We start from the raw sequence: 23,974 nt of genomic DNA, 5'->3' as shown, positions 1-23,974 counted from the left end.
ACTTAATAAATAAGAGAATGCGAAGGTCCAGCGCGCATTTGCGCCTGTATACCGAATTTGGAATCCGGCACGCAACGGTGAAGAAGCCCAATCAATAATGAAATCAATGGATAACAACGATGGTTCCAGCGTGACGGCAAAAGGACCAGAGGCATTAAAATACAATCATTTTCAAATAGTTATAAATACAATACATTAACTCTTAATAATTTTAATTGCTTGCGGATTCCAAATTCGATTGAGGGATTCCAAGTTTGGTGCAAACCACCGTATTCTTTTCCGTCGTCTGTCCTGATAACGGATGCCGCCTAAATAATATCCCCGGCAATGCGGCTGCCGCAGACGGCGGCTACATCCTGATCCGGTGATCATGAAAAGTTTTTACGGCTCCCCCTTGGAGAAATTCCAGAGGCGGTGCATCGTCATGACGTCCGGAATGTTCATGGGGCGCACCACGCGGAACCCGATCATGCCTCCGTCCGTCAGGTACCAGATGCTTTTAGGGTTTTGGGGATCCTGACGGTTCCAGGCGGGGTCGCTGGCGCGCCGCGCCGCGCTTCGCAGGCCGTCCGGGTCGTCTTCCCACGAACCGCCGCGCACGGTGTGGGGGGCTCCGGGGACGATGACCAGGGGGTCTTTCGCGGGCAGGCCGCTCCGCTTGCCGTAGGCATCCGGAACGTAGGAGTCCAAAACCCATTCCGCCACATTTCCGTGCATGTCCCGGAGGCCCCACTTATTCGGTTTTTTGGAGCCTGTTTTCTGGTAGCGGTCATTGGAATTGTTCCAGTACCAGCCGTACTGGTCCAGGGGGGCTTCTCCATTGCCGTAAGAGTAGGCGCCGGGGGAGCCGGCCCGGCAGGCGTATTCCCATTCCGCTTCCGTGGGCAGACGGTAGTAATGCCCGGTCTGGGCGCTCAGCCATTCGCAGAATTTGCTGGCGGCGTGATGGGACATGGAGATGGCGGGCAGACCGTGTTCATAGCCGTGGCCCATGCCCAGGTTCATGGCGGTGTAGGGGGCGGTGGGCTGCGTCACGAAGTCCCAGAGCTCGTCATCCGGCTGTTCCTCCAGAAGCTGGCCGTCCTTGGCGCGCGGACGTCCGTTTTCCATGAAGGCCGTATAAAGTTCCCAGGGGATTTCCGTTTCCGAGATCCAGAAGGGGGAGACGCTCACTTCATGCCGCGGACCTTCGTCCGGTTTCCGGTGCGGCTCTTCCGCGGGACTTCCCATAAGGAACGTTCCTCCCGGTATGGCGACCATGCGCAGGGAAGCTCCCGCCGCAGGCACCGTTTCCGTGTAGGATTCAGCATGTGCCGGATTTCCGGAAGCTTCAATGAGCTGATGGATTTGGCGCGTCGTGCCGACCAGTTCCCGGGACGGCAGGTCATCCGGAACGGGAAGGGAAGCTCCGGCAGCGCGGTCCAGCTCCCGCTTTTGCAGCGCGGAACGGCTTTCCCCCCACTGGCGCGCGCTGGTAATGCGCGCGGCATCTTCCGTGGCCGGGCGGGGGGAATTTTCTTCCCGGCACCCGGCCAGCAGGGCGCTTCCTCCCAGAAAGCAGGAAACAAGGAAAATGCCGCGCATGGAATGGTAAGAACCGGAAGGCCCTACATGGTCATGCCCCCGTCGCAGGCAATGACCTGTCCGGTAATGTAACGGGCATCGTCAGAGGCCAGGAAGGCCGTCAGGGCGGCGATGTCTTCCACGGAGCCTTGTTCCTTCAAAGGAATTTTCTTAACGATTTCTTCCTTGAGATTGTCGGGAATGGCGTTGGACATTTCCGTGGAGATGAAGCCGGGAGCAATAGCGTTGCACGTGACTTTGCGCGGAGCGAATTCCTGGGCCAGGGATTTGGTGAAGCCGATGAGACCCGCCTTGGAAGCAGCGTAATTGGCCTGGCCGATGTTGCCGACGAGGCCGATGACGGAGCTCATGTTGATGATGCGCCCGGCCGGGGATTTCATCAGAACGCGCTGGAGGGCCTTGACCGTATTGAACGCGCTTTTCAGGTTGGTGTCCAGAACGGCGTCCCAGTCTTCCTCCTTCATGCGGAGCATCAGGGTGTCCCTCGTGATGCCGGCGTTGTTCACCAGGATGTCAATCTGCGGGAAGTCTTTCAAAATGGCGGCCATGGTTTCCTGAACGGCCGCGTAATCCGCTACGTCGCAGGGGTAGGCCTTGCAGGAGTCCGGAAATTCCCTGTTGATCTCTTCTGCGGCTCCCCCGCAGCTGGACGGGCTGCGGCTGATCAGGATGACCCTGGCTCCTTCCGAAGCGAAGCGGCGCGCGACGGCATTGCCGATTCCGCGGCCCGCGCCGGTAACGATGGCTGTTTTACCTGCTAACTTTTGCATGCTGCCCACAGTAAACCCGTTTTTCACGGTTCCGGCAAGCTTGAAATGGACCTGGTCGCGCAGGAGCCCATACGGGGAAAAGGCTACCCGGAAATGAAAGAGGGGAAGGAAACGGGGCGGAGGAGGCTACTGTTCATCTTCTTCATTTTCCCGGATTGTCCGGGAGGGCGCACCGCCTTCATCCTGTCTTTTAAGGAAGGATGAAATTCATGGCAGGGAAAGGGGAGTTGAAGAAGGGCCTCTATTCCGCCGTGACGCCGCCTTTCTCATCATCCAGAATGCCCGACTTTTCCAGATAGTAGTCATATCCGCCCGCGTAGGCGGTGATGGTTCCCCGGTTCACATGCAGGGTTTTTTGCGCCAGGGAGCGGATGAAGTGCACATCGTGGGAGATGAAAACCAGTGTTCCTTCATAATGCTTCAGAGCCTGCACCAGGGCTTCCACGGACAAAAGGTCCAGGTGGGTGGTCGGTTCGTCCATCAGCAGAAGATTGGGCGGGTCCACCAGGAATTTGACCAGGCTGAGCCGCGATTTCTCCCCGCCGGAAAGAACGCTGACGCGTTTTTCCACATCCAGCCTCCGGAACAGGAAGGAACCCAGGATGGAGCGCGCTTCTTCCTCCCGGATTTCAGCGCTGCATTTCATAATTTCCTCCAGCACGGTATTTTCCGGGTTCAGGTTTTCCGTTCGCGCCTGGGAGAAGTAGCCGATGCGCGTGGTGGTGCCGGGAGTGCGCTGCCCGGAGTCAATGGGGATGATGCCCGCCAGGATTTTCAGCAGAGTGGATTTGCCCGCGCCGTTCGGGCCTACGAGAACAGTGCGTTCCCCGCGTTCCACCAGCAAGTCCAGGTTTTCATAAACCCTGCGGTCGCCATAGGATTGGCAGACTTTCTCCAGCTCAATGACTTTCTGAGTGCTGCGCGGCGGCTGGGGGAAGTTGAATTTAAATACTTTCCTGCGGGCTACCGGTTTTTGGATGAGCTTCATCTTTTCCAGCTGCTTGATGCGGCTCTGGACCTGTCCGGCCTTGGAATTAATGGAGCGGAAACGGTCAATAAATTCCTGGATGTGCGCTATTTCCTTCTGCTGGTTGCGGTAGGCCGCCTGAAGCTGTTCGAAGCGCACGTCCTTCTGTTGGAGGAAGTCCGAGTAGTTGCCGCGGTATTCCACCAGCTCTTCATTGTCGATGTCGTACACGCTCTCCACCAGTTCGTCCATGAAATCCCGGTCGTGGGAAATCATCAGGATGGCTCCGGGGTAGTTTTTCAGGTATCGCTGGAGCCACAGCAGGGACAGGAGGTCCAGGTGGTTGGTAGGTTCGTCCAGCATCAGGAGGTCCGGCTCCAGGACAAGGAGTTTGGCCAGGTACGCGCGCATGATCCAGCCGCCGGACATTTCCCGGGCGGGGCGGTGGAAGTCGCTTTCCCGGAAGGCCAGCCCTTTGAGAATTTTCTTGGCTTTGGGCTCCAGCTGGTAACCGTTGGCGGCGTTGAAGGTGTCAATGGCTTCCGCGTACTCCGGCGTATCTGTCTTGTTGGCGTTTTCCGCCGTCCGGATGATGTGGATGGCCTGTTCCATTTCCGGCGTGATGCCCAGGGCGATTTCCAGCACGGTTTCATCCTTGGGTTCGCTGGCTTCCTGGGGAAGATAGCCTACGATGGCGTATTCATCCATGCTGATGGAGCCTTCGTCCGGCGCGTCTTCTCCCAGAATCATGCGGAACAGGGTGGATTTGCCCGCTCCGTTGGGGCCAACCAGAGCTACCCGTTCCCCCCAGTTAATGGTCATTTCCGTTTCCCTGAACAGGGTTCGTCCGGCGTGGGATTTCGTGAGATTTTTGATTGTCAGCATGGTAAAGAGAGACCGTATTCTACCGGGACGCAAAGGGGAAGGCAAGAGCCGTCAGGGCGGAGGCCGGCATTTTTGAAAGCTTTACTGGATTTTTGCGCGTAGTCTGGTAGCCTTGGCGCGCCATGCCGACCATGCAGACATTCAGGCTTTTGCTTGCTGCCGCCCTTTTGTGCGGATGGAGTTCCTGCTGTACTCCTCCGGCGGAGGATTATCTACAAAAACCTTACGTGCAGCAGCAAATGTCCGGGTTGGCAAATGCCTTCCTGGCGCTGCTTCCGCCGGACAAGGCCGTTCTTCCCGCTGCCGGAGCGGAGGCCAGGTGGCTGGCGGACACGGCTGTAGCCCAGTCCGCCGCGATTGCCCGGGACAACAGGACGGTGCTGTTTGGCTGGCTGAACAACATTCTGGTCAATTCCAACCTGCGCGACAGGGGGCTGTGCTGGCAGGTCCAGCAGGATTTGTACCGGGATCTGCGCCGCCGGCCCGTGAAGTATTTCCGCGTAGGGCTGACGATTCGAGACCGTGGAACGGGCAGGGAGCACAGTTGCGTGTATGTCAATGCCGCCGGGAAGGGATTGCAGGGTTCCATTGTGCTGGATGCCTGGAAGAACTGCGGCCATCTGGTGACGCTGACCCAGAAAGACCGGGAAGGCGGCAAATGGGAGGAAGACTGGCGGGAGCCGTTTGTTTCCAAAGCCTTTCCGGAGGGGCATTCCTACGGCATGGAACATCACCTGGTCTGGCCCGGGTGGGCCAGGAAACGCCCCATGCTGGTTCAACGGATATTCCAGTCTGACCAGCGGAATGAGGCGAAGGCGGGCGCCTCTGAATAAAGGAGCCGCCTGCTCCGGCCGGAGCAGGTACACGGCGCTGCGCGACGGTGGTTGACGCCTGCGCGGCCGTATATGCAGGCGCCTGTTGCGGTAGCCGCCATTTTTAAGTAAACATTCCGGCGGAATCGGCAAATGGCGGCGGGAGCCAGGGTTCAGGGCAAATAAAAACGCACTCAGTGCGTACACCGAGTGCGGATTAATTGGATGATTTGCTAGTGTTGCAGGGCAAAACCCCGCTGCAAACTTACTTGCCCTTGGCCTGCACAACCGGAGCGGGAGCAGGAGCGGTGGTTTGCTGTTGCTGCTGCTGCTGGGAGCAAGAAGCGACCAGGCAAGCGGCGCCGGCGATGGCGAGGATAGCGATGTTCTTCATAATTCGAATTAAATACAGTGTTTATTAACTACTGGAACCTCCGCATCCACGGAGGTTTGCTGGGACCAATGTAAATGGTGGCAAGTAGAAATCAAGAGATTTTCTTGTTCCATGTCACGGCATTACAGAAAAGAGCAGGACCCCCGGTTTCTGGAGTCCTGCTCTTGTTGACGCGTTATGGAAAACGGTTTGTTTCAACCCCGTTTTTTACGCTTGCAGACTGGCCCCAAGCTCAATGATCGAGTAGTCTCCGTCCGGTCTCCGGTACACGATCTGGAGCACGTCGCGCCGCGCATTCCTGTAGAGCACGAAGGGCTTATCGGAAAGTTCCAATTCCATGATAGCCTCTTCCTTGTAAAGCTTTTTGAGATTGTAGCTTTCTCTGTGAATGAGCAGGGGTTCCGGGTCTTCCTGGGAATCTCCGGGGTAATCCAGCACGGAATCGTCATATACCGTTTCATCCAGTTTGCGGATAGTTTCCTGGTGATGGGGACGGAAATTCTTCATCAGGCGCGTTTTATGCTTGCGCATGCGGCGCATGATTTTGGTGATCGTCTCATCAACGCAGGCGTACATGTCCGTCCCTTCCGTGGACGCATCAATGGTGATATGGTCTGAACAGAACAGGATTACCTGGGAAATCTTGCGGTCGCGTTGCACATCAAGCAATACTTTAACCTCCATAATGCGCGGGAAATCCAGGCGGATCCCCTCAATCTTTTTCGTTACGAATTCCCGAATCGCGTCTGTGACTTCCACGTGGCGCCCCGTGATCGTAATGGGTGTGTTTACGTTTACCTTTTGCATTGTCGTACCTCTTTCTAGTTGATGTTAATGCGCGGACTCCCGGTCCGCACCTTTCAAGATATACAGATTTGACAATGTTTGTCGAGGAATCCTTTCTTTTTTTCGTGTGTAGGGAAAGGCGTTTTTCCTTTTCCGTTCCCATTTGCCGGAACCGGGCGGCTCTCCTACCTGTTGTGAGCCAATCAATCGGGGAGCGGCTGTTCCCGTTTATTGCCTTCCTGCGTCTCCGGAATGCGTTTCAGGGCTTCTGTCATACAACTGCGGGCATAAAAAAATTATTTGAAAGTACTTGACATGCCGCGGAAATGGATTATAACGGCTGTGCACTCCTCTACGGATGCTCTCTAAATCGCGGGATGGAGCAGCCAGGTAGCTCGTCAGGCTCATAACCTGAAGGTCGCAGGTTCAAATCCTGCTCCCGTAACCATTTGAAGGCCCTGCAAGCAATAAGCTTGCGGGGCTTTTTCGTTACGGTTGGAAAAGCATCCGGCAGGTATTGGGAACCTGTTGTTTTCGAGAGCTTTTTGACTTTTCAAGCTGCCGGGGTATGGCAGGCCGGCCCGCAAGATCGTGGAACGTGTATTTAATTCCGGCGACCGGGATTTGGAATCCATCATGACTCCGTGGGGAATATGGCATGGCTGGATGCCAGGCTGGCGGAGGATGGGATTTCCGCAGTCGTGAACCGGGGTTTTTCTCACAAGTATCCTGTGGCTAACGGTTCCCAGGACCATGGCACGGTTTTGTTGATGGACCCGCGGCATTCCGCCGCGCAGGAGGGCAGTTTCCGGAGCCGGGGGAATAGGTCGCCAGAGGGTACCCATAAGGGCTTCAGCGCGCTTGATTCATTTGACGATGTGATGCCGTGGAGAAGAAATAATGTCATCATGGAAAGATAACCTTCTGTGAGCAGGTATTTTATGAACGTGTGGAGCAATGGCGCGCCGTTGCTGCCGTCTTTGACCTTGTTACGATTAAGGACAAAGGGTATGGTGCTGCAAGGTAACCTGCGCCATTAGACGGCACAATGAATGAAAGCGGTCTGCTGCCCGTCGGGAAACGGCTGTTTGCGTCCTTCCCGCGATTCCGCTCCGCTGAATAACATAAAATACTACAATAATGGGAAACTCAATAGACCATGGCATGTTCCGGAATTCCGTCCTGCTGGCTTTCGGATTGTCCATTTCCTTCTCGGGCTTCGCACTTGCCGCATTGGAAGAGCCGGTTCCTGAACAACAGGTTCAGGCCGTTGAAGGCGCCAGGAAAATCAATCCTGCCGCCGTGGAAGTGCTGCTTGACAACAACCGCCGGATGACGCTTGATTTTTACGGAGATAACGTTTTCCGTATTTTCAGAGATGACAAAGGCGGCATTATCCGCGACCCCAAGGCGGAACCGGAAGCCCGCATTCTGGCGGACAATCCCCGGAAGCCGGTTTCCCGGCTGGATGTGGACCAGAAGGGCGATGCGGTTGTCATCACTACGGGGAAGGTCAGGATTGAGATAAATAAAAAGACCTCTCTTTTCAAGGTGATCAATCTGAAGGATCATTCCGTGGTGGCGGAGCAGGCATCCCCCATCCTTTTTGAAAAGGGCAGGACCAGTTTTTCCCTGAAGGCGAAGCCGGACGAATATTTTTACGGCGGCGGCGTGCAGAATGGCCGTTTTTCTCACAAGGGAAAGGTCATTGCCATAGAAAACCAGAACAGCTGGACGGATGGCGGCGTGGCTTCCCCCACTCCTTTTTACTGGTCCACCGGCGGGTACGGCGTCATGTGGCATACCTTCAAGAAAGGGCAGTATGATTTCGGCTCCAGGGAAGAGAATCTGGTTAACCTCTCGCATGATGAAAATTATCTGGACGTCTTTTTCATGGTCAGCGACAGTCCCGTCAGTCTTTTGAGGGATTTCTACCAGCTTACCGGCGCTCCCGTTCTGCTGCCCAAGTTCGCCTTTTACCAGGGGCATCTGAACGCCTATAACCGGGATTACTGGAAGGAAGATGAAAAGGGCATCCTGTTTGAGGACGGGAAACGGTACAAGGAAAGCCAGAAGGATAACGGAGGCATTAAGGAATCCCTGAACGGGGAATTGAACAATTACCAGTTTTCCGGCCGCGCCGTCGTGGACCGTTACAAGGCCCATGACATGCCGCTGGGATGGCTTCTGCCGAACGACGGCTACGGAGCCGGGTACGGCCAGACGGATACCCTGGACGGCAATATCGCGAATTTGAAGAGCTTGGCGGACTACGCCAGGAAGAACGGCGTGGAAATCGGGTTGTGGACCCAGTCCGACCTGCATCCCAAGCCGGAAATCAGCGCTTTGCTGCAGCGCGATATCGTGAAGGAGGTGCGGGACGCCGGAGTGCGCGTGCTGAAGACGGACGTGGCCTGGGTAGGCGCGGGCTATTCCTTCGGGCTGAACGGCATTACGGATGTGGCCCAGATCATGACCTACTACGGGAACAACAGCCGCCCGTTCATCATTTCCCTGGACGGCTGGGCGGGAACCCAGCGGTATGCCGGCATCTGGTCGGGCGACCAGACGGGCGGCGTCTGGGAGTACATCCGTTTCCATATCCCCACCTACATCGGCTCTGGTCTTTCCGGGCAGCCCAACATCTGTTCGGACATGGACGGCATTTTCGGCGGCAAGAACCCGCTGGTGAATGTCCGCGATTTCCAGTGGAAAACGTTCACCCCCATGGAACTGAATATGGATGGCTGGGGCGCCAATGAAAAGTATCCCCATGTCTTCGGGGAACCTTATACTTCCATTAACCGGTGGTATCTCAAGCTCAAGTCGGAATTGCTCCCGTACGCCTACAGCATCGCGGAGGAGTCCGTTTCCGGACTGCCCATGATCCGGGCCATGTTCCTGGAATATCCCAATCCCTACACGCTGGGGAAGGCGACGCAGTACCAGTTCCTGTACGGCCCCTATTTTCTGGTGGCTCCCATTTACCAGGAAACCAGGGCGGACGAGGAGGGAAATGACGTCCGCCACGGCATTTACCTGCCGGAAGGACAGTGGATCGATTATTTCACCGGGGATTTGTATGAAGGCGGCAAGATTTACAATGACGTTGACGCTCCTTTGTGGAAGCTGCCCGTGTTCGTCAAGAACGGCGCGATTATTCCCATGGCTAACCCGAGCAACAATGTCTCGGAAATTAATCCGAACCTGCGCATTTACGAGCTTTATCCGCACGGCAGCACTTCCTTCACCGTGTATGACGACGACGGCGTGACGGAAGAATACAGGGCCGGCAAAGGCGTCCGCACCCTGGTTGAATCCCGGACGGACGACAAGAACAACGTGACCGTCACCGTTCATCCGGCGGTGGGGGATTTCAACGGCTTCCAGAAGAAGAAGGCCACGGAGTTCCGCATCAACGTGACGCAGAAGCCGTCCGGGGTTTCCGCCAAAATCGGGGAAAACAGCGTCAACCTGGCGGAGGCGAATTCCATGGATGAGTTCAAGTCCCGGGAGAATGTTTATTTTTATGACCGGGCTCCCAACCTGAACAGATTCGCGACGAAAGGAAGCGATTTTGAGAAAAAGGCGATTGCCGGGAACCCTCAATTGCTGGTGAAGCTGGGCGCGGCAGATATTACGGCGGCCCCCACGGTGCTTTCCGTGGAAGGGTTCCGGTTTGAACCCGCTGAAAAGTACCGTCTTTCTTCCGGCGCGCTGACCGCTCCCGCCAACGCCGTGGTGACGGAGGAAAACGCGGCGGCCTATACCCTGAAGCCCACGTGGGACGCCGTTCCGAATGCCGATTTCTATGAAATCGAATTCGGCGGAATGCTGTATACCACCATCAAAGGGACGGAATTCCTGTTTGAGGATTTGGAGGCTGAGACGCCTTATTCCTTCAAGGTGCGGGCCGTCAACAAGGACGGCCATTCCGCGTGGACGGCTGTCAGCGCGAAGACGAAGGCCAATCCGCTCGAATTCGCCATTCCTGGAATTGAGGGCGAGACGAGCGTCGAAAGCCAGGGCAATTCCCTGGTGAAGCTGTTTGACTTCAAGGAAAAGGATGCCTGGCACACGAAGCATGGCGAGAAGGCCGTGCCGTTTGACCTGGTCATGGATTTGAAGACCATCAACAAGCTTGAGAAGTTCCATTACGTTCCCCGCGAGGACGGCGGCAACGGCACATTGCTGAAAGGTGCCGTCTATTACAGCATGGACCGGGAGAACTGGACGAAGGCCGGCACGTTCCAATGGGACAAGAATGGCGACGTGAAGGTATTCAGCTTCAAGGATGCCCCCACGGCGCGCTACATCAAGCTGAATGTCACGGAAGGCGTGGGCGACTATGGCTCCGGCAGGGAAATCTACGTCTTCAAGGTGCCGGGCACGGAAAGCTATCTGCCGGGCGACATCAACAATGACGGCAAGATCGACCGAAACGACCTGACCTCCTACATCAACTATACGGGGCTGCGGAAAGGCGATTCCGACTTTGAAGGCTACATCAGCAACGGAGACATCAACAAGAATGGCCTTATTGACGCTTACGATATTTCCGTGGTAGCCACCCAGCTGGAAGACGAAGCCGACCAGCCGCAGGAAGAAGACGCCAAGAAAGACGGGGAAGAGGATAAGAAGGAAGGAGACGACGAGAAGAAGAAAGCCGCCGGGGAGGCAAAGAAGAAAGCCTGTGTGGATGGAAAGCTTCTGCTCAGCGCCGATAAGAAGAGGTACGCCAGGGGAGACGCCGTCAGGGTGACCGTGAAGGGCCGGAACCTCCGTCTGGTGAATGCCCTGAGCTTCGCCCTCCCGTACGATCCCAAGGATTTGGAATTCGTGGGCGTGGAGGTTAAGAACATGAAGAAGATGGAGAACCTGACGAACGACAGGCTTCATACGAACGGAACCAAGGCCCTGTACCCCACCTTCGTCAACATCGGGGACAAAGAGCCTGTGGAGGGAACCTCCGAACTGTTTGTGCTGAAGTTCAAGGCCCGCCGCGACATGAAGTTCCAGCCGAAGCTTACGGACGGCATGGTGGTGGATAAAAAACTGAACACCAAAAAATTGTAATTGAACATCCTGAGGCGGCTCCATGCCCGGCCGGACAATGGCCGCGCATGGAGCCTTCCGTTCCGGCAGGACGTTGTCGCAGCGTTTCCCACTGCGGAGCGGCATTTTTACGCATATTCCAGAGCTTCCCGGACAGAGCGGCAACGGGGAGATATTTTCTGCCCTGCTTTTCCGGGGTGCGGAAGCAGGGCGCCTGCCCCGGCCATTGAACAATGGAAGGCTTGCCATTTCCGTGGCTGCCGCTTCTTCATGCGGCGGCCATCCTCTGGGCGGGGATGGCCGTTCAGGGAGGGATTTGCTGACTGCCTGTAGGGCGGCGGAAGGAGAATCGGAGCCGGGGTGCCTGTCCAATGAGGATGGGCCTGTCCGGCATCCTCAAGACCGGTTCCTCACCGCCGGATGAAAGGGGGCGGCTGATAACCGTTCCGGCCAATAGGAAATTCTTTCCTGTAACCGGGGCCGGAAGAATTCTATCCGAGGAATTGGAAAATGGCGGCTGAAGGCAGATAAAGGCGGAAATTTCCTGTCTGTCCGAAAGACTGGATTTTGGTTTCAAAAGGCCATTTCTGTTATTCATTGAGAGATTTATTGATGCTTTAAAGTTTTTGTTATGATTTTTGAATGACCGTTCAATTTATTAAAGTCACGAAAAAAGATAGGGTCTGCTATGCTCCGGTGCCGGAGCCGGTGGAAGAAGGGGACAAGCTGGAAATCATGGAAATGAAGGATGGGGGGCTTTTCCCGGCGGCAGGGAAAAACGCAGGGATTTCCCTGTCCCGGAATCCCATGGTATTCGTTAAAATGAATGACGGATTCCAGCGCATCCTGATGAAGCATATCCTGTATGTGGAAGCGGGAGGAAGCTATTGCACGCTGCACGTGCACGGCATGCCGTCCATCCTTGTTTCCGCTCCTCTGGCGCGGGTATCCGAGCATCTGGATGGGGAATATTTTATTCGCGTGCACCGTTCCTACCTGGTTAACAAGCTGCATATAGAATCCATTGCGGGCAATTTCCTCCAAGTAGGCGTCGTTGCCATTCCCATCAGCAAATTCATGAAGAAAAAAGTGCTGGGCAGTTTGAACATGCTGTCGTTTTCCAAATAGGCGCCGGGGCGCCGCGCAGACTTCTGCGGCGTTCCCGGAAAGCGAAACGGAACGGCCGGAAAGGCGGGGTGGAAGCAGAACCGGAATGACCGCATGATTCACGACGTCGCCGGAAGGCGGCATATCAATGAACCTGAACCAGAAATAGAAATAAATAATGGCAATTGACAAATCAGCAGCAGAGACAGCGACTTCTTCCCTGCAGTCGCTGCCCTTCGGCAACATCATCGGCGGTCCCCTCGTTGCCTGTGTGGAAGCACAGGCCCAGGCGGCCCGGACTTCCTGGGAATTCATCCAGAACGTGGGCCTGTACTCGGATGGGGAAGAGAAGAAGACGGTGAACGTTTCCTTCCAGTTCATCAAGGACGGCCACATGGCTCAGATTACGGTTCCCCTTCTGACCATCGTCCCCATCCCCTACATCGCCATTAATTCCATCGACATTAATTTCAAGGCGAATATCAGCGCGTCCGCCGCCAGTATGGAAACGGAAACTTCCTCCACTGCCGCCGACGTCAACGTGTCCGCTTCTGCCAGATGCTTCTGGGCGCGCGGCAGCATGAATGCCAGCTACTCCAGCAAAAAGGACTCTTCCGCGACCAGGGATTCCAAGTACAGCGTGGAATACACCATGGACGTTGCCGTCCATGCCGGGCAGGACAGCATGCCCGCCGGGATGGCCAAAGTGCTGGAAATGCTGAACAACAGCATTTCCGTCGTGTCTCCGGATGGTTCCCTGGACGTGCAGCATGCCATTCAGGAAGACGGAACCGTGAAACTGGTAGCCTCCTACAAGAACAAGGAGGGCCTGTTTGATCCGGAAGCCATCACTCTCCGGATAGGCGAAGCGACGGAAACGTTCGAAAACGGCGCGGGGAATGAATCCAGGATTGTGAAGACGGATTCCGGCAAGGAATACACGCTTTCCCGGGAAGACGCCAGAAACTGCACGGTGAGCGCTGGAGAACTTAAGAAGAAGGTGGCTGTAGGCGCCTGATAACCGAACCATAACGATTTCTCCTCCATTCCAGAGCCATGTCCCGTCTTCATCTCATCGTGGAATCCCTGCTGAAGGACATTATTGAAGCGCAGCACGCGGCGAACTGCCATGCGGCATCACTGGCGCGCCAGTATGGGAAAAGAGGCCGCGCGTGCGGCTTTCCGCTGCCCAGCGCCCAGATAGGTTCCCTGGAATTCGATTTGAAGTATGCGGTGACGGGGACTTCCGGGGTGGAGGAGAAACTGGTTGCGGACACGGAGCAGTGGAGATTGTTTTGTCAGGAACTGGAAGAGAGAGCGCCGGCGTTTGCCATCCGTTCCATTGTGATGGCCGTGGTGCATTCCAGTCTTCCGGACGACGAAGCCAGAAGCGACTTTTCAAGCCTGCTGGCCAGGGAGGAACAGTGGAAAAAGAATTTCTGCTCCTACCTGCGGAAGAAAATTTCCGCAGTCGTTTCCACCCATGAAGGCTCGCTTCTGAAAGCGGAAACCGGGCTGGACAGAGGGCTGCTGCTGGAGATTCTGGCAGGCGTCGCGGAGAAGGAGTTTATGGACAATCCGGATCTGGAGGATCTGTTCCGGGGAACCCGGGGGGACGACCTCAGGCAGGAATGCCGCGCGAATCTCCGGGAGGGCCTTTCCTCCTTCCTGGCCGCCCTGGCGGAAAAGTACGTTTTCACCAGGCAGGAAAGCAATGTGGTGGTGGACGTGGAAGTGGAGGCGGACAAGCTAAAAAAGATGCCGGAGGAAGCCGTGCAGACTCTGCGCCTGAATATATCCCCTGTTTCCCTCCCCTCTGTTCTGGCGGAGCAGAATGACGTCTCCGGAGTGTCCGCGCAACAGTGATACGATGATGAGTGATTCTGCAAACAACAAGGTGAACGGGCACATTATGAGCCTGCAGCAGCTGATTTCAGCCCCGCTGGTCGCAACGATTGATGCGGACGCCATGTCCACGGAACGTTACATGAAGCATTTCATGTCCCTGGCCTTTGAGTCCTATAATCCTGCGGACGGGTCCACAGGGGCGTTGAGGTTGATCAGCTTCAACTTTACGGACAGCGACGCTTCCGGCGGCGCGGAAAAGAAGGTCAGCGTGCCGCTCATCAGCCTGGTGACGCTGCCGCTGCTGCAAATCAAGCAGGCGGATTTTGATTTTGACATCAATATCATTGACGCAATAGCTTCCGCTCCGAACGAACATTTCTCCCTGAACAGGGGAGAGGTGGAGTCACCCGGCGGAAAGGAGAAGCATGAAGGGCTGAATTTTCGGGCCTCCCTGGCTCCGCAGTCCGGGAGAGGCGCTTCTTCCTCCCTTCAGGCGAACATGAAAATTCATGTCTCCATGCAGCAGGCGGACATGCCTTCCGGCTTGTCCCAATTTCTCCAGCTGGCTTCCAGGCCGCATTATGAGGACTCTCCCTCCCGGGAAAAGAAATGATTAATTGAAAAAAACAACATGGACCAGAAAACAACTTATTCCTACCAGCGCACTCCGGGGCTTCCTTGCCCCAAATGCGGAGTGTATTTCCCCACGACCATTCCGGACTTGCTGTCCGGCTCCATCAGGTGCCCCCATTGCGGCCTGGCGCTTTCCATTGACCGGAAGGCGTCCGATCATGCTATGCAGGCCCTGGAAAAATTTCAGAACGCATTGGACAAGCAGCTTCCCTCCGCCTCCCTGTCATGAAGAGACTGTTGATTATCATGTCCGCCGTGCTGTGCATGGCTCTTCCATCCCTGTCCCCGGCGGAGATGCGGCAGCAGGAACCCCGCCAGCTTGCCGCAGCCTGGCAGGAAGTGAAGAAGCAGATAGCGGACGACGGACAAACCATCCGTGTGAGGGACGGCATTCAAGCGCTTGAACTCCTGGCGGAGCTGGGGATTTCTTCCGTTCCGGAGGACGGCGTCAGGCTGTCCCGCGGCAGCCTGACCATTGTGGTCACGCGCGGGAAAAAAGAGGACGGGGTTTTTTACGTGCTGGCCGTTAAGGAAGAAGGGGGCGCAAGCTTGGAAGTGAAGATGGTTCCTGCCTCCTGATTTGCCGGAGGGGGCATCCCTTCAGAAAAGGAAGGTCATTCATTTTCAAAGTTCCACACGCGGCGGCGGGCGTTTTTCTTCGTCCGTCCGCCGTTGGCTTTCCGGAAGGGGTCAAAAAGAAAATCCAGCCCGTTCCCTTTCAGCAGCAGGCACTGTTCCATCAGGCGGCCCAGTTTTCCTTTCGGGAACCCCTTGGCCTGGAACCAGGCCAGATATTCCTGGGGGACATCCATCAGCGGACATCCCCTGGGGGGATATTTGGCAGGACCGTACATGCCGAAAGGAATGCGGGTCTGCGCGATTTCCTCCACCAGTTTTCTCAAATCTTCCGCGTCCGGTATTTCAGGATCGTTCATAGATTGTTCATCATAAATGGTTGCAGGCATTCCGCCAGCTTTTCCGGCGTTTCCAGGGGAAGCCGGTGCCCGGCATGAGGGATGATGACGGCTTGTTCTCCCGTCATGCGCCGCGCCAGGGTGCTGAATCTGGCGTCGCGCTGTCCGGCAATCCAAAGCTGGGGAACAGGGGATTGCCTCAAAAGCGGAGCCAGGTTTTCCTGTGCGCCCACAGACCAGTCAATAAAGGCGCGGGAGATGGATTTGCGCCACGGTTTCAGGGAAGAACGGTCCGGAGGCGGCGGACCGCCTTCAAATACGCCCTGGGCATCCCATTCCTTCAAAAAATTTTCCCAGGGAGCGGAGAGGCATTGGACGGCCCATTCCGCATCCTTCGCCCGCCGCGCCGCCCGTTCCGCTTCATGTTCCAGGCCGGGATTGGCGCTGACGAATATGGCTCCTTTCCAGAGAGGGGGATGAGCCAAAACGGCCTGCATGGCCAACCTGCCCCCCAGGGAATAGCCGCAGAGGAGGGGGCGGCGATCCTGGGAGGCTATTTCGGAACACAGCACGCGGCCCATATCCTTCAAACTCTTGGGGCAGCATTCCAGATACTTCCAGAGGTTCAGAGCGCGAGCCTCCACACCTCCGGCATGAAGAAAATCCATGACGGGTTTCCAATCCGCCGGAGAACCCAGATTGCCGTGCAGAAGCCAAATCATGGTCGGAACCGCTTTTCTATTTGACGCCGTAGCCGGCGAGTCCGTTCATAAACATCTGGACGGAAATCATGATGAGCACCATGCCCATCATCCGTTCCAGGGCGATTGTCCCTTTTTCCCCCAGCAGGCGCAGGAACTTCTGGGCGATGAAAAGCACTATTCCGGAGAGGAACCAGGCAGTTACAATGGCCCCGGCATAAGTCATCTGGGAAATGCTGTCCGGAGTCTGGGAGGCGTGCAGCATAATGATGGACAGGGAAGAGGGGCCGGCCATCAGGGGCATGGCGATGGGAACAATAAAGGGTTCGTCCTTTCCGTCCGCCCGGCCGGAGGAAGAAAGCATATCCCTGGCGGGGAAGACCATGCCCAGCGCTACGAGAAACAGCAGGATGCCTCCGGAAATGCTCAGGGTGGAGGGTTGCAGCCCCAGCAGGTTCAGCAGGAATTTCCCGGAAAAGAAGAAAAGGAGCAGCAGGCTCAACGCAAATGCAAGTTCCCGCATCAGAATAGTCTTCTGTTGCGCGGGAGAGTATTTTTTCAGCATTCCCTGAATCATGGGTGCCAGACCCACCGGGTCGATGACGATGAACAGAAGAATAACAGTGGAAAGGAAATCCTGCATGGAATATGCCCCGTTGTAAACGATGCGGGCGTGTACGTCAAAGGGAACCGCCAGCAGTGGAAATTTTCTCTGCCCGGATTGCTATTTTCTTCACCAGTGCAGGAGCCGGGCCTTTATGCCTGGAAAGCGATTTGAGGAATTCTGGGGAAACTTTGCGTAGGAGACCATAGCTTTTTAATAAAACAGAAAAGCTATTAGCGCAAGAATCCTTTGGGCGACCGGCGTGACAAACTAAATTCTGCCTTCCCTACATACACCCTCCGAGCATCGGGATACGAACTTTCATCCCTGAAACGTACTTCCAGCTCATAGTTCTGACCATTGCGAAGACGGTCAAAATACATCAGCAACAGGTAAGCTTCCTTGATGGGGACTTCATGTTTTTCTCCCGGCTTCAACGTAATGAAGCGCATCAAAGCCGCTACCCGTTCGATTTTATAACCGGCTCCATAACAGGCTATTGGATTCTCTATTTCGCCCACTCTGTACCCATATCTTTTCCCTCCCGCTTTTTTCCATATTTCGATACGGATATTAGGGCCGTCATCCTTGAGGGGATAGAAGTCGTCGAACAGGCGCACGGTCTTTTCGCCCTTGTTCGTGAACACCAGTTTGAAGTCAGGGAACGTCTCCCTCGCGTCAAACCGGGTCTTTTCCATCACCACGGAGCATTCCACTCCGTTGTCGGCCATGTCCCCCCACGCCGCGGCATGGAGGGACAGGCTTGCCAGAAGTACTAAATACCGGAAGATTTTTTTCATTGCAGCGCGAGCCTGGCCGTCGCCCGGAGCATCCCCCGGAAACAACCTTCACCCTGCTGATTATAGTAGCACGTTTCGAGTTCACAAGAACATTGTTTCCAGCCTTCCAGATCGACTTCATCCAGACACACCGGAATCGTGACGCTGTATTCCCGGCCGGGGGCCAGTTCCCGGTAGTTCAAGGAACGATTGAAGGTTATTTTCCCGCCTGTCCTGTTCAGGACGCGGAAGTTCCCCCGTTCCGTCCTCAACACCGTCAGGAAGAAATAATCAGCCGTCTCATCGTTGATTTCGTCCGGAATCCGGACAGGTTCGTTTCCTTCATTGCGGAAGCGGACTGTGATTCTGCCTTCCCTGAACCGGGAGGTATCCGCCATGGAGAGGGTCAAGGGCGCCGGTTCCTCCGCAGCAGCCACGCTGCGGGCATACATGCCGTTGACGGGCGGAAGGAAACAGGGCGGTTCAATCGTTCCCGGTTCCGTGACTTCATCGGGTACTCTGCTCCACCCATTGGCCTTTGCCTGGGCAATAATCTTCCGGGTTGCCTCGTTCAGAACTTTTTGTCCGGCACAGTAGGGACGGTCATTGGCCTCATCCGGCAATACTTTGATATAGTTATAGACAGCTTCAAAATACGTATTACTCAACTCGGTAACGAATGGCTTCATATTTTCCAGAAACTTTTCCATTTCTGGAACTTTTTCACAGGATTCATGCTTCATTTCAATCGAATCCTGTATTCTCAAATTGTCCCAGTAGAATTGTAAGGCGTCATTGCATTCTCGGCGGTGGTGTTTCTCGTGGGCGAGGGATGCCTCTTGAGTATGCCATGCGCCGCGTTTATGAGACTGGTAACGGTTCATTGCAGTGACCGCTTCGACGGCTTCATCTTCGGTGACAGGGGGATTTTTAAGGGCGTCCCTGTATCCTCCCGTGCGCAAGAGAATCCTGGAACCGGCGGAAACTTGCTGCACGCGCAGTCTCCACTCGTCGAGCACTTCATCCTTGCAAGCCGTTACGATGATCTGGGGACTGATAAGGGACGTTTTAGTATCTCCGATACTTTCCTCAACGACAGGCGCAGGTTCTTCAAGCGTCACCTCCACTTTCTTGGACTCTTCACAGGTGATGGTGGATTCCTTTTCAATCGTCCACAGCTTGATTTTGGGAGAAGGCGAGAATTCGCGCTTCATCGTCGAGTTGCCTTCGTACTTCCCTGCCTGGATAGGTTCCCTGTCCATCGTCACATTGAACGCGGCAGCGTTGTTGCTGACGGGGGTGTAGGCATTATTCGTGTAAGACAAGGCCACCTTGTAATAGCCAGCTTTCAATCCTATCATTTCCGTTTGAATATTCAGCTTGCCGTTGGGAGGTGTCCCATCCTTCTTGCAAAGCACGTCGCCCGCAATGGAAATGCTGCCTGTGTCGTCGGCTTCCACGCCGAAATAGTACAGGCCGTCTTCCTCGACCTTGATGAACATTTCCGGCGCTCCGGCGCAAGTGGCGTGTTCGCACGCCGAACCGTCAAAGTTGAACTCCATCGCGTCAACTCCGAGTTTCTGCGGGATGAGAGCCTGCTCCCCGTCGCAGATAAGCTTCGGACCGACCGCCTTGTTCAGTGGTATATAATTATTCATGTTCCTGAATTGTTTCTTGTTTGAGAACTAACCATTTAGCTCTCAAATGAACATAAGGAATTCCAGGAAGAACAACAACACGCCCCGGACGTGATGGGGGAAAATCCCCGATTATCTCCAATAAAAATGGCGGATGCCATCCAGCGCCCGCCATATATATGTTAATAGTTTGGAACGTATCGCTACGCTTGTGTATGAATTAAGCTAGACCCTACAGGGGCTGGTAGCCCCGTTCCTCCTGCCGGATGAGTTGCCCCTCCGGGATACAGACTCTTTACATTTCCGTTTTCGGAAAAAGCGGGGTTTCTGAAATACGGATTCAAGGCAGTCGGGAAAAATAATACGGAAACGCCCGGCACGGAGGCTTGTGACGCCGGACGGGCATTGAATGGTATTTCCGTTCCCGGAGTTACAGAAGAAGGTCCTGGATGTTGTCCGAGGAGATGACGCCCGTTTCCGTGGAGGACAGTACGCAGAGGGCGTCTACCAGGTTTTCCTGCCCCAGAGCCAGCCCGGCTTCCTCCACCAGCACATCGTCAATATTCAGGGTAGCGATGGAAAGGGGAGCCGTTTCCGGGGCAGAAGGTTCCATCAGGGCTGCAATGCCGATGACGGCAGCCACCAGGGCCGCCGCAGCAGCTCCCCAAATGCGGAAGGAATGCCGCTTGAAGTGATGAATGGATTCCACCGGAACGGCGGGAGCGCATTCTTCCCTTTCAATACGCATCATGACCTTGCGGGCAAAATCGTCCCCCGGCGCAGGTTGGGAGGCATGTCCCAGAATCTGCCAGAGTTTTGTATCGTCCTGTTCGTTCATGGTTGTGGTTCCGCTGAGGGTTCTATGAAGAAAAACACCGGAAGATGGGTCCGGTTTCTTGCCGGCGTCATTTTTTCCGTTCAGCCGCCCGTCTGATGACGGGAGCCAGTACGGCGGCGATGCGTGCGTAACCGGCCGCAGAAGGGTGCAGTCCGTCGCTGGAAAGCTCTTCCGGGACGTATCCGTCGCTATTAGCCATGACGCGTCCCGGTTCCGTATAAATGAAATTTTCTTCCGCGGCCAGGCGATTCAGGAGGAGATTGATGCCGGCAATGCGTTCCGCCGTACCTTCCCGGGCGCTGTTGCGCGGGTAAAATCCCTGGAGGATGATGACGGCTTTTGCCAGTTTGCCGGTGATTTCCCGGCAGACGGCACGAATGCCTTCCAGGATTTCCCCGTCCGTGTTTTCCGCAAGGTTGTTCGTGCCCAGGAGCACTACGCAAACGGCATTGTCTTCCGCACCGTCCAGTTCTCCGTGGCGGAGCCGCCACAGGGCGTTTTCCACCCGGTCGTAGCCGAACCCCAGATTGACCGCCCGCATTCCCGCCGTGCACAGGTTCCATGTTTCCGGGGATTTTTGCAAAATGTCCCGGTGCGGTTCATCCACGGGCGCACCTCCCCAGAAATGCGTGATGGAGTCTCCGATGAAGAGGAGGTCCGGGCGTGTTTCGCGCACGATGCGGCACGCGGCTTCATGCCGGGACGCCCAGTCGTAAATCATGAAGTCCCGGTCCTGGGTGCAGGGAATCAGCGTGGAGGGTACGGCCCGGGCGGGAGGAGGTCCGGGCATGATGAAGGTTTCCGGGGCTGTAATGCCGCGTTTTCCCCGGAACAGGCGGAAGCGGATGCGCGCGCCGGGCGGGGCCTGCACCGGAGCCAGATAGCGGCCCTGCGTGCAGAGCATGCGGGGAGAGTCCGCATTCACGTCCATTCGGATGACGGCTTCCGGCGGAGCGTTCACCGCGGTAAGCGCCAGTTCTCCCGCCTCATTCAGGGAGGCGCGGATTCCGGGGGGTGAGGATGATTCTGTCATGAGACGTCGCGCATGTGCTGGCGCATTTGCCTGCGTCCGATGGAGTTCGGCCCGCGGCTGTCCTGCATGCAGTAGTTCACGGGGCGGCTCTGGGAGGCGCCGTGGGGAGCGCCCAGGCGCTTGTCCGGCTCTGACGGCAGCAGATGCACCACTCTCTTGTTTTTCCAGACCAGCCAGAGCACCACTATGGCCGCCAGTGCGGAGATGTGCAGGATGATGCCGGCTACATTGGCCAGGGCGAAGGTCATCCAGGCTTTCATCATGGCATGGAGGGAGGATTCTTGCGTTTCCTCCGGTTCCTGGATGGTGATGTTGGCTTCCGGGATGCTGGCAGGGTTGTCAGGCTCCAGTGCGGGAAGGGTGGGCCTGGGGGCGGATGCCATGTCCGCCTCCGTTCTTCTGGCCAGGGAAATCATGGCCTCAATGAGTTCGTCCTGCGGGTTGGTGAATCGGGAGGCGTCCTGCTTCACCTGGTACAGGAGATCCCGCCGTCCCGCATCCCCAAGGTGGGAACTCAGCTCCGGATCCAGTGCGATCTGGGCGCTTTTAATATCCCCCATGTGGAAATGGAGCAGCAGGTTGCGCTCCTTGTCCCTGAATATCTGGCGGGCGATCGTGGGGGCATTGACGGAAGGGGGGACTTTTTGCCCGGCCGCGAAGATGCTGACGAACAGGTTGACGTTGTAACGGGATTTGACGAGCTTGATAAGCTCGATAACGTCATTGCTTTCCACTTCCGCAAGAAGCTTCTGGGGGTCAATCAGGCCTGTGGAGGTGCGGATGTAGTCCGGCAGGAAATATTCATTGACGTCCGTAAAATCCTCCGGAATGGGGTCTACGGCGGGGGAGTCTGCATTGGCGGCGGGTTCCGGCATGGGATCGGAGGGGGCCGCCGCATCCACAGGGGGCAGCAAGGGAGGGTTGGCATTCCACCACGCGCCTTTCATCAGGGATTGCTGGTCGCGGGTGGTCCATTTCAGGGCAGGTAATTCCTGGGCCGGAGCCGGAAAGATGGCCGCCGCCAGCAGGAGCGGGCATAAAATGGGTTTCATGCGCCGCCTCCTTTCCGGTCCGCAGGAGCGGGAGGCGTTAATCCATAGCGCATGGGATGCCTGACCTTGGAGCGCGCTTTCCGGGCTACGAGCTGGACGGCGTTTTTCATGATGGAACCCGCGGCCTGGAGGAGCATGCTTTCCCGCAGGGGGATGCGGGCTTTCATGATGGATTTGTTGATCAGGTCCGGCTCTACATAAGGGTCCAGTTCATACCCCCACATGAAGCAGGCCGTGTCCGTCCGCACATCCAGCACCAGAATCAGGAGCCACTGGGGGTCCAGCGGTCCCTGGTGGTTGGGGAAGCCTGCCTCGTCCACCGTCAGGTGGTTCATTGTCCAGAAACTGTGTGGAATAAGGGAAAAGGGCTCCAGGATGTTGGGGAAATAAACGGACAGGAGAACGGGGGGAATGCGGCGCTCCAGTTTCTCCAGCAGGGCATTCAGCCTCACACGGTCCTGCTGCCGGAGAGCTCCGGCGTTGTCGCATACGCGGCGGTAGGGAATGGCGTCTTTGCCGTATTTTTTGTCCAGATTTTCCAGAGAAAAACCGCAGTGGGGGCACAATGATTCCGCCCCGCGGTGGAAATTATGTAAACACTTCGGACAAGTCGGCACAAGGAAAGTTTAAGCACGAAGTTCGTTGCCGAAAAGACTAATTGTCAGAAAGAAATCATGTATGTCTCAATCTTCCAGATTTTCTTTCGTCACACGGTAAATGGCGGCGCACCTGGGACAGGTGACTTCCAGTTCCTCTTCTCCCTGGAACAGGTCTTCCTTGTTTTTCTGAAGGGTCTTGAGCGTAGGCAGGATGCGGTCCAGCGTGCAGCCGCAGTAAAAGCGGAACCGGCGCGTTTCCAGCACGCGGGTATTTTCATCTTCTTCCAGATGGGCCATTTTCTCCCGGGTAAGGGAAGCAAGCCATTCTTCATCCGCGTCAGGCTGGGCCGTCACCATGGTATAGCATTCATCCGGGAGCTCAATGCAGCGGGCGTTTCTCTGTTCGCTTTGCCTGTAAAATTCCTCCACCCACCGTGCCGGAGACGTTCCCGGAATGGGTACGACGGAGTATTGCGGGTCAAACCCCTTGCGGAGCAGGGTGGAATACAGCGTGTTTTCCTCAGGTTCCTTGATGTCCCGGGTGAAGACGCGCCCCACTACGGATTCCGTCAGGGAAGAACCGGTCACAAACAGGTTGGCGACGGCAGGCGTCCGGAGATTGACAGTCCAGGCATGTTGTTCCGCCCAGGGCCGTGCGACCATGTAGAGAGTGAAATAGGCCATGAGTTCTTTCAGCAGGCTGTCGCAGAGTTCTTCGTTGCGCAGGCCGTACTGCATGAGGTGAAGGTAGTAGTCCGTAAACAGGGGAGAGAATTTTGACCTGAGCGCCAGACAATTGCGTCCGCGGACAAAAATGGATTCAACCGTAATGAATTCTTCTACCAGTTCTTCGCTCATGCCATTCAAGTTCGGTCTTCCTTTATGGAAAATCAACCGTTCCTCCTGTCATTAGGAACCATCATGACAGGCAGGCGCGGCAGTATTCTTTTCCCGGCATGGAAAGGTGCGGCAGAGA

At 56.0% G+C, this 23,974-nt stretch carries 23 protein-coding genes and 1 tRNA gene; 9 read left to right on the top strand and 15 right to left on the bottom strand.

The annotated features are described in order from the left end of the window. Nucleotides 1-381 precede the first annotated feature (381 nt). From B3075_RS00170 to B3075_RS00160, 3 genes are all read right to left on the bottom strand, one after another. Nucleotides 382-1,584 carry a formylglycine-generating enzyme family protein gene (locus B3075_RS00170; protein WP_094137275.1) on the bottom strand — a complete coding sequence of 401 codons (1,203 nt, stop codon included), beginning with the start codon at nt 1,582-1,584 and terminating at the stop codon, nt 382-384. A 23-nt stretch (nt 1,585-1,607) separates the two neighbouring features. Next, a complete protein-coding gene (gene fabG / locus B3075_RS00165; protein WP_094137276.1) occupies nt 1,608-2,354 on the bottom strand; it encodes a 3-oxoacyl-[acyl-carrier-protein] reductase in 747 nt (248 codons plus the stop codon). 241 nt (nt 2,355-2,595) lie between these two features. Next, nucleotides 2,596-4,206, bottom strand: a complete 1,611-nt coding sequence (locus tag B3075_RS00160; protein ID WP_290488614.1) for an ABC-F family ATP-binding cassette domain-containing protein — start codon at nt 4,204-4,206, stop codon at nt 2,596-2,598. A 122-nt stretch (nt 4,207-4,328) separates the two neighbouring features. Between B3075_RS00160 and B3075_RS00155 the strand changes: the two genes are divergently transcribed. Further along, complete coding sequence (locus tag B3075_RS00155; protein WP_143245721.1) at nt 4,329-5,039, top strand: hypothetical protein; 711 nt, start codon at nt 4,329-4,331, stop codon at nt 5,037-5,039. Nucleotides 5,040-5,283: 244 nt separating this feature from the next. Here the strand turns inward: B3075_RS00155 and B3075_RS00150 are convergent, their stop codons facing one another. Both B3075_RS00150 and hpf read right to left on the bottom strand, forming a co-directional pair. After that, nucleotides 5,284-5,412 carry a hypothetical protein gene (locus B3075_RS00150; RefSeq protein WP_012420041.1) on the bottom strand — a complete coding sequence of 43 codons (129 nt, stop codon included), beginning with the start codon at nt 5,410-5,412 and terminating at the stop codon, nt 5,284-5,286. Nucleotides 5,413-5,619: 207 nt separating this feature from the next. After that, complete coding sequence (hpf, locus tag B3075_RS00145) at nt 5,620-6,219, bottom strand: ribosome hibernation-promoting factor, HPF/YfiA family (protein WP_094137280.1); 600 nt, start codon at nt 6,217-6,219, stop codon at nt 5,620-5,622. Between the two features lie 350 nt (nt 6,220-6,569). Here hpf and B3075_RS00140 point away from each other — a divergent pair. The 8 genes from B3075_RS00140 (at nt 6,570) to B3075_RS00105 (ending at nt 15,420) form a co-directional block, all read left to right on the top strand. Then, a tRNA-Met gene (locus B3075_RS00140) sits at nt 6,570-6,646 on the top strand. Nucleotides 6,647-7,338: 692 nt separating this feature from the next. Then, nucleotides 7,339-11,274 (top strand): TIM-barrel domain-containing protein, encoded by a 3,936-nt coding sequence (locus tag B3075_RS00135; protein WP_290488613.1) that lies wholly within the window; start codon nt 7,339-7,341, stop codon nt 11,272-11,274. Nucleotides 11,275-11,895: 621 nt separating this feature from the next. Continuing rightward, complete coding sequence (locus B3075_RS00130; RefSeq protein WP_094137285.1) at nt 11,896-12,381, top strand: LytR/AlgR family response regulator transcription factor; 486 nt, start codon at nt 11,896-11,898, stop codon at nt 12,379-12,381. A gap of 157 nt (nt 12,382-12,538) precedes the next feature. Beyond that, nucleotides 12,539-13,378: a DUF2589 domain-containing protein gene (locus B3075_RS00125; protein WP_290488612.1), complete on the top strand. Its 840-nt coding sequence runs from the start codon at nt 12,539-12,541 to the stop codon at nt 13,376-13,378. Nucleotides 13,379-13,416: 38 nt separating this feature from the next. Next, complete coding sequence (locus tag B3075_RS00120; protein WP_290488611.1) at nt 13,417-14,226, top strand: hypothetical protein; 810 nt, start codon at nt 13,417-13,419, stop codon at nt 14,224-14,226. 7 nt (nt 14,227-14,233) lie between these two features. Continuing rightward, nucleotides 14,234-14,821 carry a DUF2589 domain-containing protein gene (locus tag B3075_RS00115; protein WP_290488610.1) on the top strand — a complete coding sequence of 196 codons (588 nt, stop codon included), beginning with the start codon at nt 14,234-14,236 and terminating at the stop codon, nt 14,819-14,821. An 18-nt stretch (nt 14,822-14,839) separates the two neighbouring features. Further along, nucleotides 14,840-15,070 carry a hypothetical protein gene (locus B3075_RS00110; RefSeq protein WP_290488609.1) on the top strand — a complete coding sequence of 77 codons (231 nt, stop codon included), beginning with the start codon at nt 14,840-14,842 and terminating at the stop codon, nt 15,068-15,070. Further along, nucleotides 15,067-15,420: a hypothetical protein gene (locus tag B3075_RS00105; RefSeq protein ID WP_290488608.1), complete on the top strand. Its 354-nt coding sequence runs from the start codon at nt 15,067-15,069 to the stop codon at nt 15,418-15,420. The genes B3075_RS00110 and B3075_RS00105 overlap by 4 nt, the downstream gene beginning before the upstream one ends. Before the next feature lie 35 nt (nt 15,421-15,455). Here the strand turns inward: B3075_RS00105 and B3075_RS00100 are convergent, their stop codons facing one another. The 10 genes from B3075_RS00100 to B3075_RS00055 all read right to left on the bottom strand — a co-directional run bounded on the left by B3075_RS00100 (nt 15,456) and on the right by B3075_RS00055 (nt 23,856). Continuing rightward, complete coding sequence (locus tag B3075_RS00100; protein ID WP_290488607.1) at nt 15,456-15,776, bottom strand: DUF3820 family protein; 321 nt, start codon at nt 15,774-15,776, stop codon at nt 15,456-15,458. Continuing rightward, on the bottom strand, nt 15,773-16,477 hold the full coding sequence (locus tag B3075_RS00095; RefSeq protein WP_290488606.1) for an alpha/beta fold hydrolase: 705 nt from the start codon (nt 16,475-16,477) through the stop codon (nt 15,773-15,775). The genes B3075_RS00100 and B3075_RS00095 overlap by 4 nt, the downstream gene beginning before the upstream one ends. A gap of 16 nt (nt 16,478-16,493) precedes the next feature. Beyond that, nucleotides 16,494-17,099 (bottom strand): MarC family protein, encoded by a 606-nt coding sequence (locus B3075_RS00090; protein WP_094137293.1) that lies wholly within the window; start codon nt 17,097-17,099, stop codon nt 16,494-16,496. Nucleotides 17,100-17,293: 194 nt separating this feature from the next. Beyond that, nucleotides 17,294-17,860, bottom strand: coding sequence for a hypothetical protein (locus tag B3075_RS00085; RefSeq protein ID WP_094137294.1), 567 nt, complete (start codon nt 17,858-17,860; stop codon nt 17,294-17,296). Further along, entirely contained in the window at nt 17,857-19,497 is a 1,641-nt protein-coding gene (locus B3075_RS00080; protein WP_290488605.1) for a hypothetical protein, read from the bottom strand. The genes B3075_RS00085 and B3075_RS00080 overlap by 4 nt, the downstream gene beginning before the upstream one ends. 409 nt (nt 19,498-19,906) lie before the next feature. After that, the gene (locus B3075_RS00075; protein WP_012420062.1) at nt 19,907-20,314 is read right to left on the bottom strand and encodes a hypothetical protein; all 408 of its coding nucleotides are present in this window, start codon (nt 20,312-20,314) and stop codon (nt 19,907-19,909) included. 67 nt (nt 20,315-20,381) lie between these two features. Further along, complete coding sequence (locus B3075_RS00070) at nt 20,382-21,347, bottom strand: GDSL-type esterase/lipase family protein (protein WP_290488604.1); 966 nt, start codon at nt 21,345-21,347, stop codon at nt 20,382-20,384. After that, complete coding sequence (locus tag B3075_RS00065) at nt 21,344-22,399, bottom strand: hypothetical protein (protein WP_290488603.1); 1,056 nt, start codon at nt 22,397-22,399, stop codon at nt 21,344-21,346. Before B3075_RS00065 ends, B3075_RS00070 begins: the two co-directional genes overlap by 4 nt. Then, nucleotides 22,396-22,965 carry a hypothetical protein gene (locus B3075_RS00060; RefSeq protein ID WP_290488602.1) on the bottom strand — a complete coding sequence of 190 codons (570 nt, stop codon included), beginning with the start codon at nt 22,963-22,965 and terminating at the stop codon, nt 22,396-22,398. The genes B3075_RS00065 and B3075_RS00060 overlap by 4 nt, the downstream gene beginning before the upstream one ends. A gap of 117 nt (nt 22,966-23,082) precedes the next feature. Continuing rightward, a complete protein-coding gene (locus B3075_RS00055; protein WP_094137300.1) occupies nt 23,083-23,856 on the bottom strand; it encodes an Hsp33 family molecular chaperone HslO in 774 nt (257 codons plus the stop codon). Nucleotides 23,857-23,974: the final 118 nt, after the last annotated feature.

The sequence above is a fragment of the Akkermansia sp. UBA7090 genome, assembly GCF_002493465.1.
In the GTDB taxonomy this organism is placed as follows: Bacteria; Verrucomicrobiota; Verrucomicrobiia; order Verrucomicrobiales; family Akkermansiaceae; genus Akkermansia; species Akkermansia muciniphila_A.
The sequence above is the reverse complement of the archived record's forward strand: the minus strand, read 5'-3'. Positions and strand labels throughout refer to the sequence as shown.

What these genes read in the sequence shown, in the direction of transcription:
- B3075_RS00130 (WP_094137285.1), top strand. Translation starts at nt 11,896, where the DNA reads ATGACCGTTCAATTTATTAAAGTCACGAAAAAAGATAGGGTCTGCTAT.
- B3075_RS00135 (WP_290488613.1), top strand. Translation starts at nt 7,339, where the DNA reads ATGGGAAACTCAATAGACCATGGCATGTTCCGGAATTCCGTCCTGCTG.
- fabG (WP_094137276.1), bottom strand. Translation starts at nt 2,354, where the DNA reads ATGCAAAAGTTAGCAGGTAAAACAGCCATCGTTACCGGCGCGGGCCGC.
- B3075_RS00160 (WP_290488614.1), bottom strand. Translation starts at nt 4,206, where the DNA reads ATGCTGACAATCAAAAATCTCACGAAATCCCACGCCGGACGAACCCTG.
- B3075_RS00125 (WP_290488612.1), top strand. Translation starts at nt 12,539, where the DNA reads ATGGCAATTGACAAATCAGCAGCAGAGACAGCGACTTCTTCCCTGCAG.
- B3075_RS00150 (WP_012420041.1), bottom strand. Translation starts at nt 5,412, where the DNA reads ATGAAGAACATCGCTATCCTCGCCATCGCCGGCGCCGCTTGCCTGGTC.
- B3075_RS00070 (WP_290488604.1), bottom strand. Translation starts at nt 21,347, where the DNA reads ATGACAGAATCATCCTCACCCCCCGGAATCCGCGCCTCCCTGAATGAG.
- B3075_RS00065 (WP_290488603.1), bottom strand. Translation starts at nt 22,399, where the DNA reads ATGAAACCCATTTTATGCCCGCTCCTGCTGGCGGCGGCCATCTTTCCG.
- B3075_RS00100 (WP_290488607.1), bottom strand. Translation starts at nt 15,776, where the DNA reads ATGAACGATCCTGAAATACCGGACGCGGAAGATTTGAGAAAACTGGTG.
- hpf (WP_094137280.1), bottom strand. Translation starts at nt 6,219, where the DNA reads ATGCAAAAGGTAAACGTAAACACACCCATTACGATCACGGGGCGCCAC.
- B3075_RS00085 (WP_094137294.1), bottom strand. Translation starts at nt 17,860, where the DNA reads ATGAAAAAAATCTTCCGGTATTTAGTACTTCTGGCAAGCCTGTCCCTC.
- B3075_RS00095 (WP_290488606.1), bottom strand. Translation starts at nt 16,477, where the DNA reads ATGATTTGGCTTCTGCACGGCAATCTGGGTTCTCCGGCGGATTGGAAA.
- B3075_RS00170 (WP_094137275.1), bottom strand. Translation starts at nt 1,584, where the DNA reads ATGCGCGGCATTTTCCTTGTTTCCTGCTTTCTGGGAGGAAGCGCCCTG.
- B3075_RS00120 (WP_290488611.1), top strand. Translation starts at nt 13,417, where the DNA reads ATGTCCCGTCTTCATCTCATCGTGGAATCCCTGCTGAAGGACATTATT.
- B3075_RS00075 (WP_012420062.1), bottom strand. Translation starts at nt 20,314, where the DNA reads ATGAACGAACAGGACGATACAAAACTCTGGCAGATTCTGGGACATGCC.
- B3075_RS00055 (WP_094137300.1), bottom strand. Translation starts at nt 23,856, where the DNA reads ATGAGCGAAGAACTGGTAGAAGAATTCATTACGGTTGAATCCATTTTT.
- B3075_RS00115 (WP_290488610.1), top strand. Translation starts at nt 14,234, where the DNA reads ATGAGTGATTCTGCAAACAACAAGGTGAACGGGCACATTATGAGCCTG.
- B3075_RS00155 (WP_143245721.1), top strand. Translation starts at nt 4,329, where the DNA reads ATGCCGACCATGCAGACATTCAGGCTTTTGCTTGCTGCCGCCCTTTTG.
- B3075_RS00080 (WP_290488605.1), bottom strand. Translation starts at nt 19,497, where the DNA reads ATGAATAATTATATACCACTGAACAAGGCGGTCGGTCCGAAGCTTATC.
- B3075_RS00110 (WP_290488609.1), top strand. Translation starts at nt 14,840, where the DNA reads ATGGACCAGAAAACAACTTATTCCTACCAGCGCACTCCGGGGCTTCCT.
- B3075_RS00090 (WP_094137293.1), bottom strand. Translation starts at nt 17,099, where the DNA reads ATGCAGGATTTCCTTTCCACTGTTATTCTTCTGTTCATCGTCATCGAC.
- B3075_RS00105 (WP_290488608.1), top strand. Translation starts at nt 15,067, where the DNA reads ATGAAGAGACTGTTGATTATCATGTCCGCCGTGCTGTGCATGGCTCTT.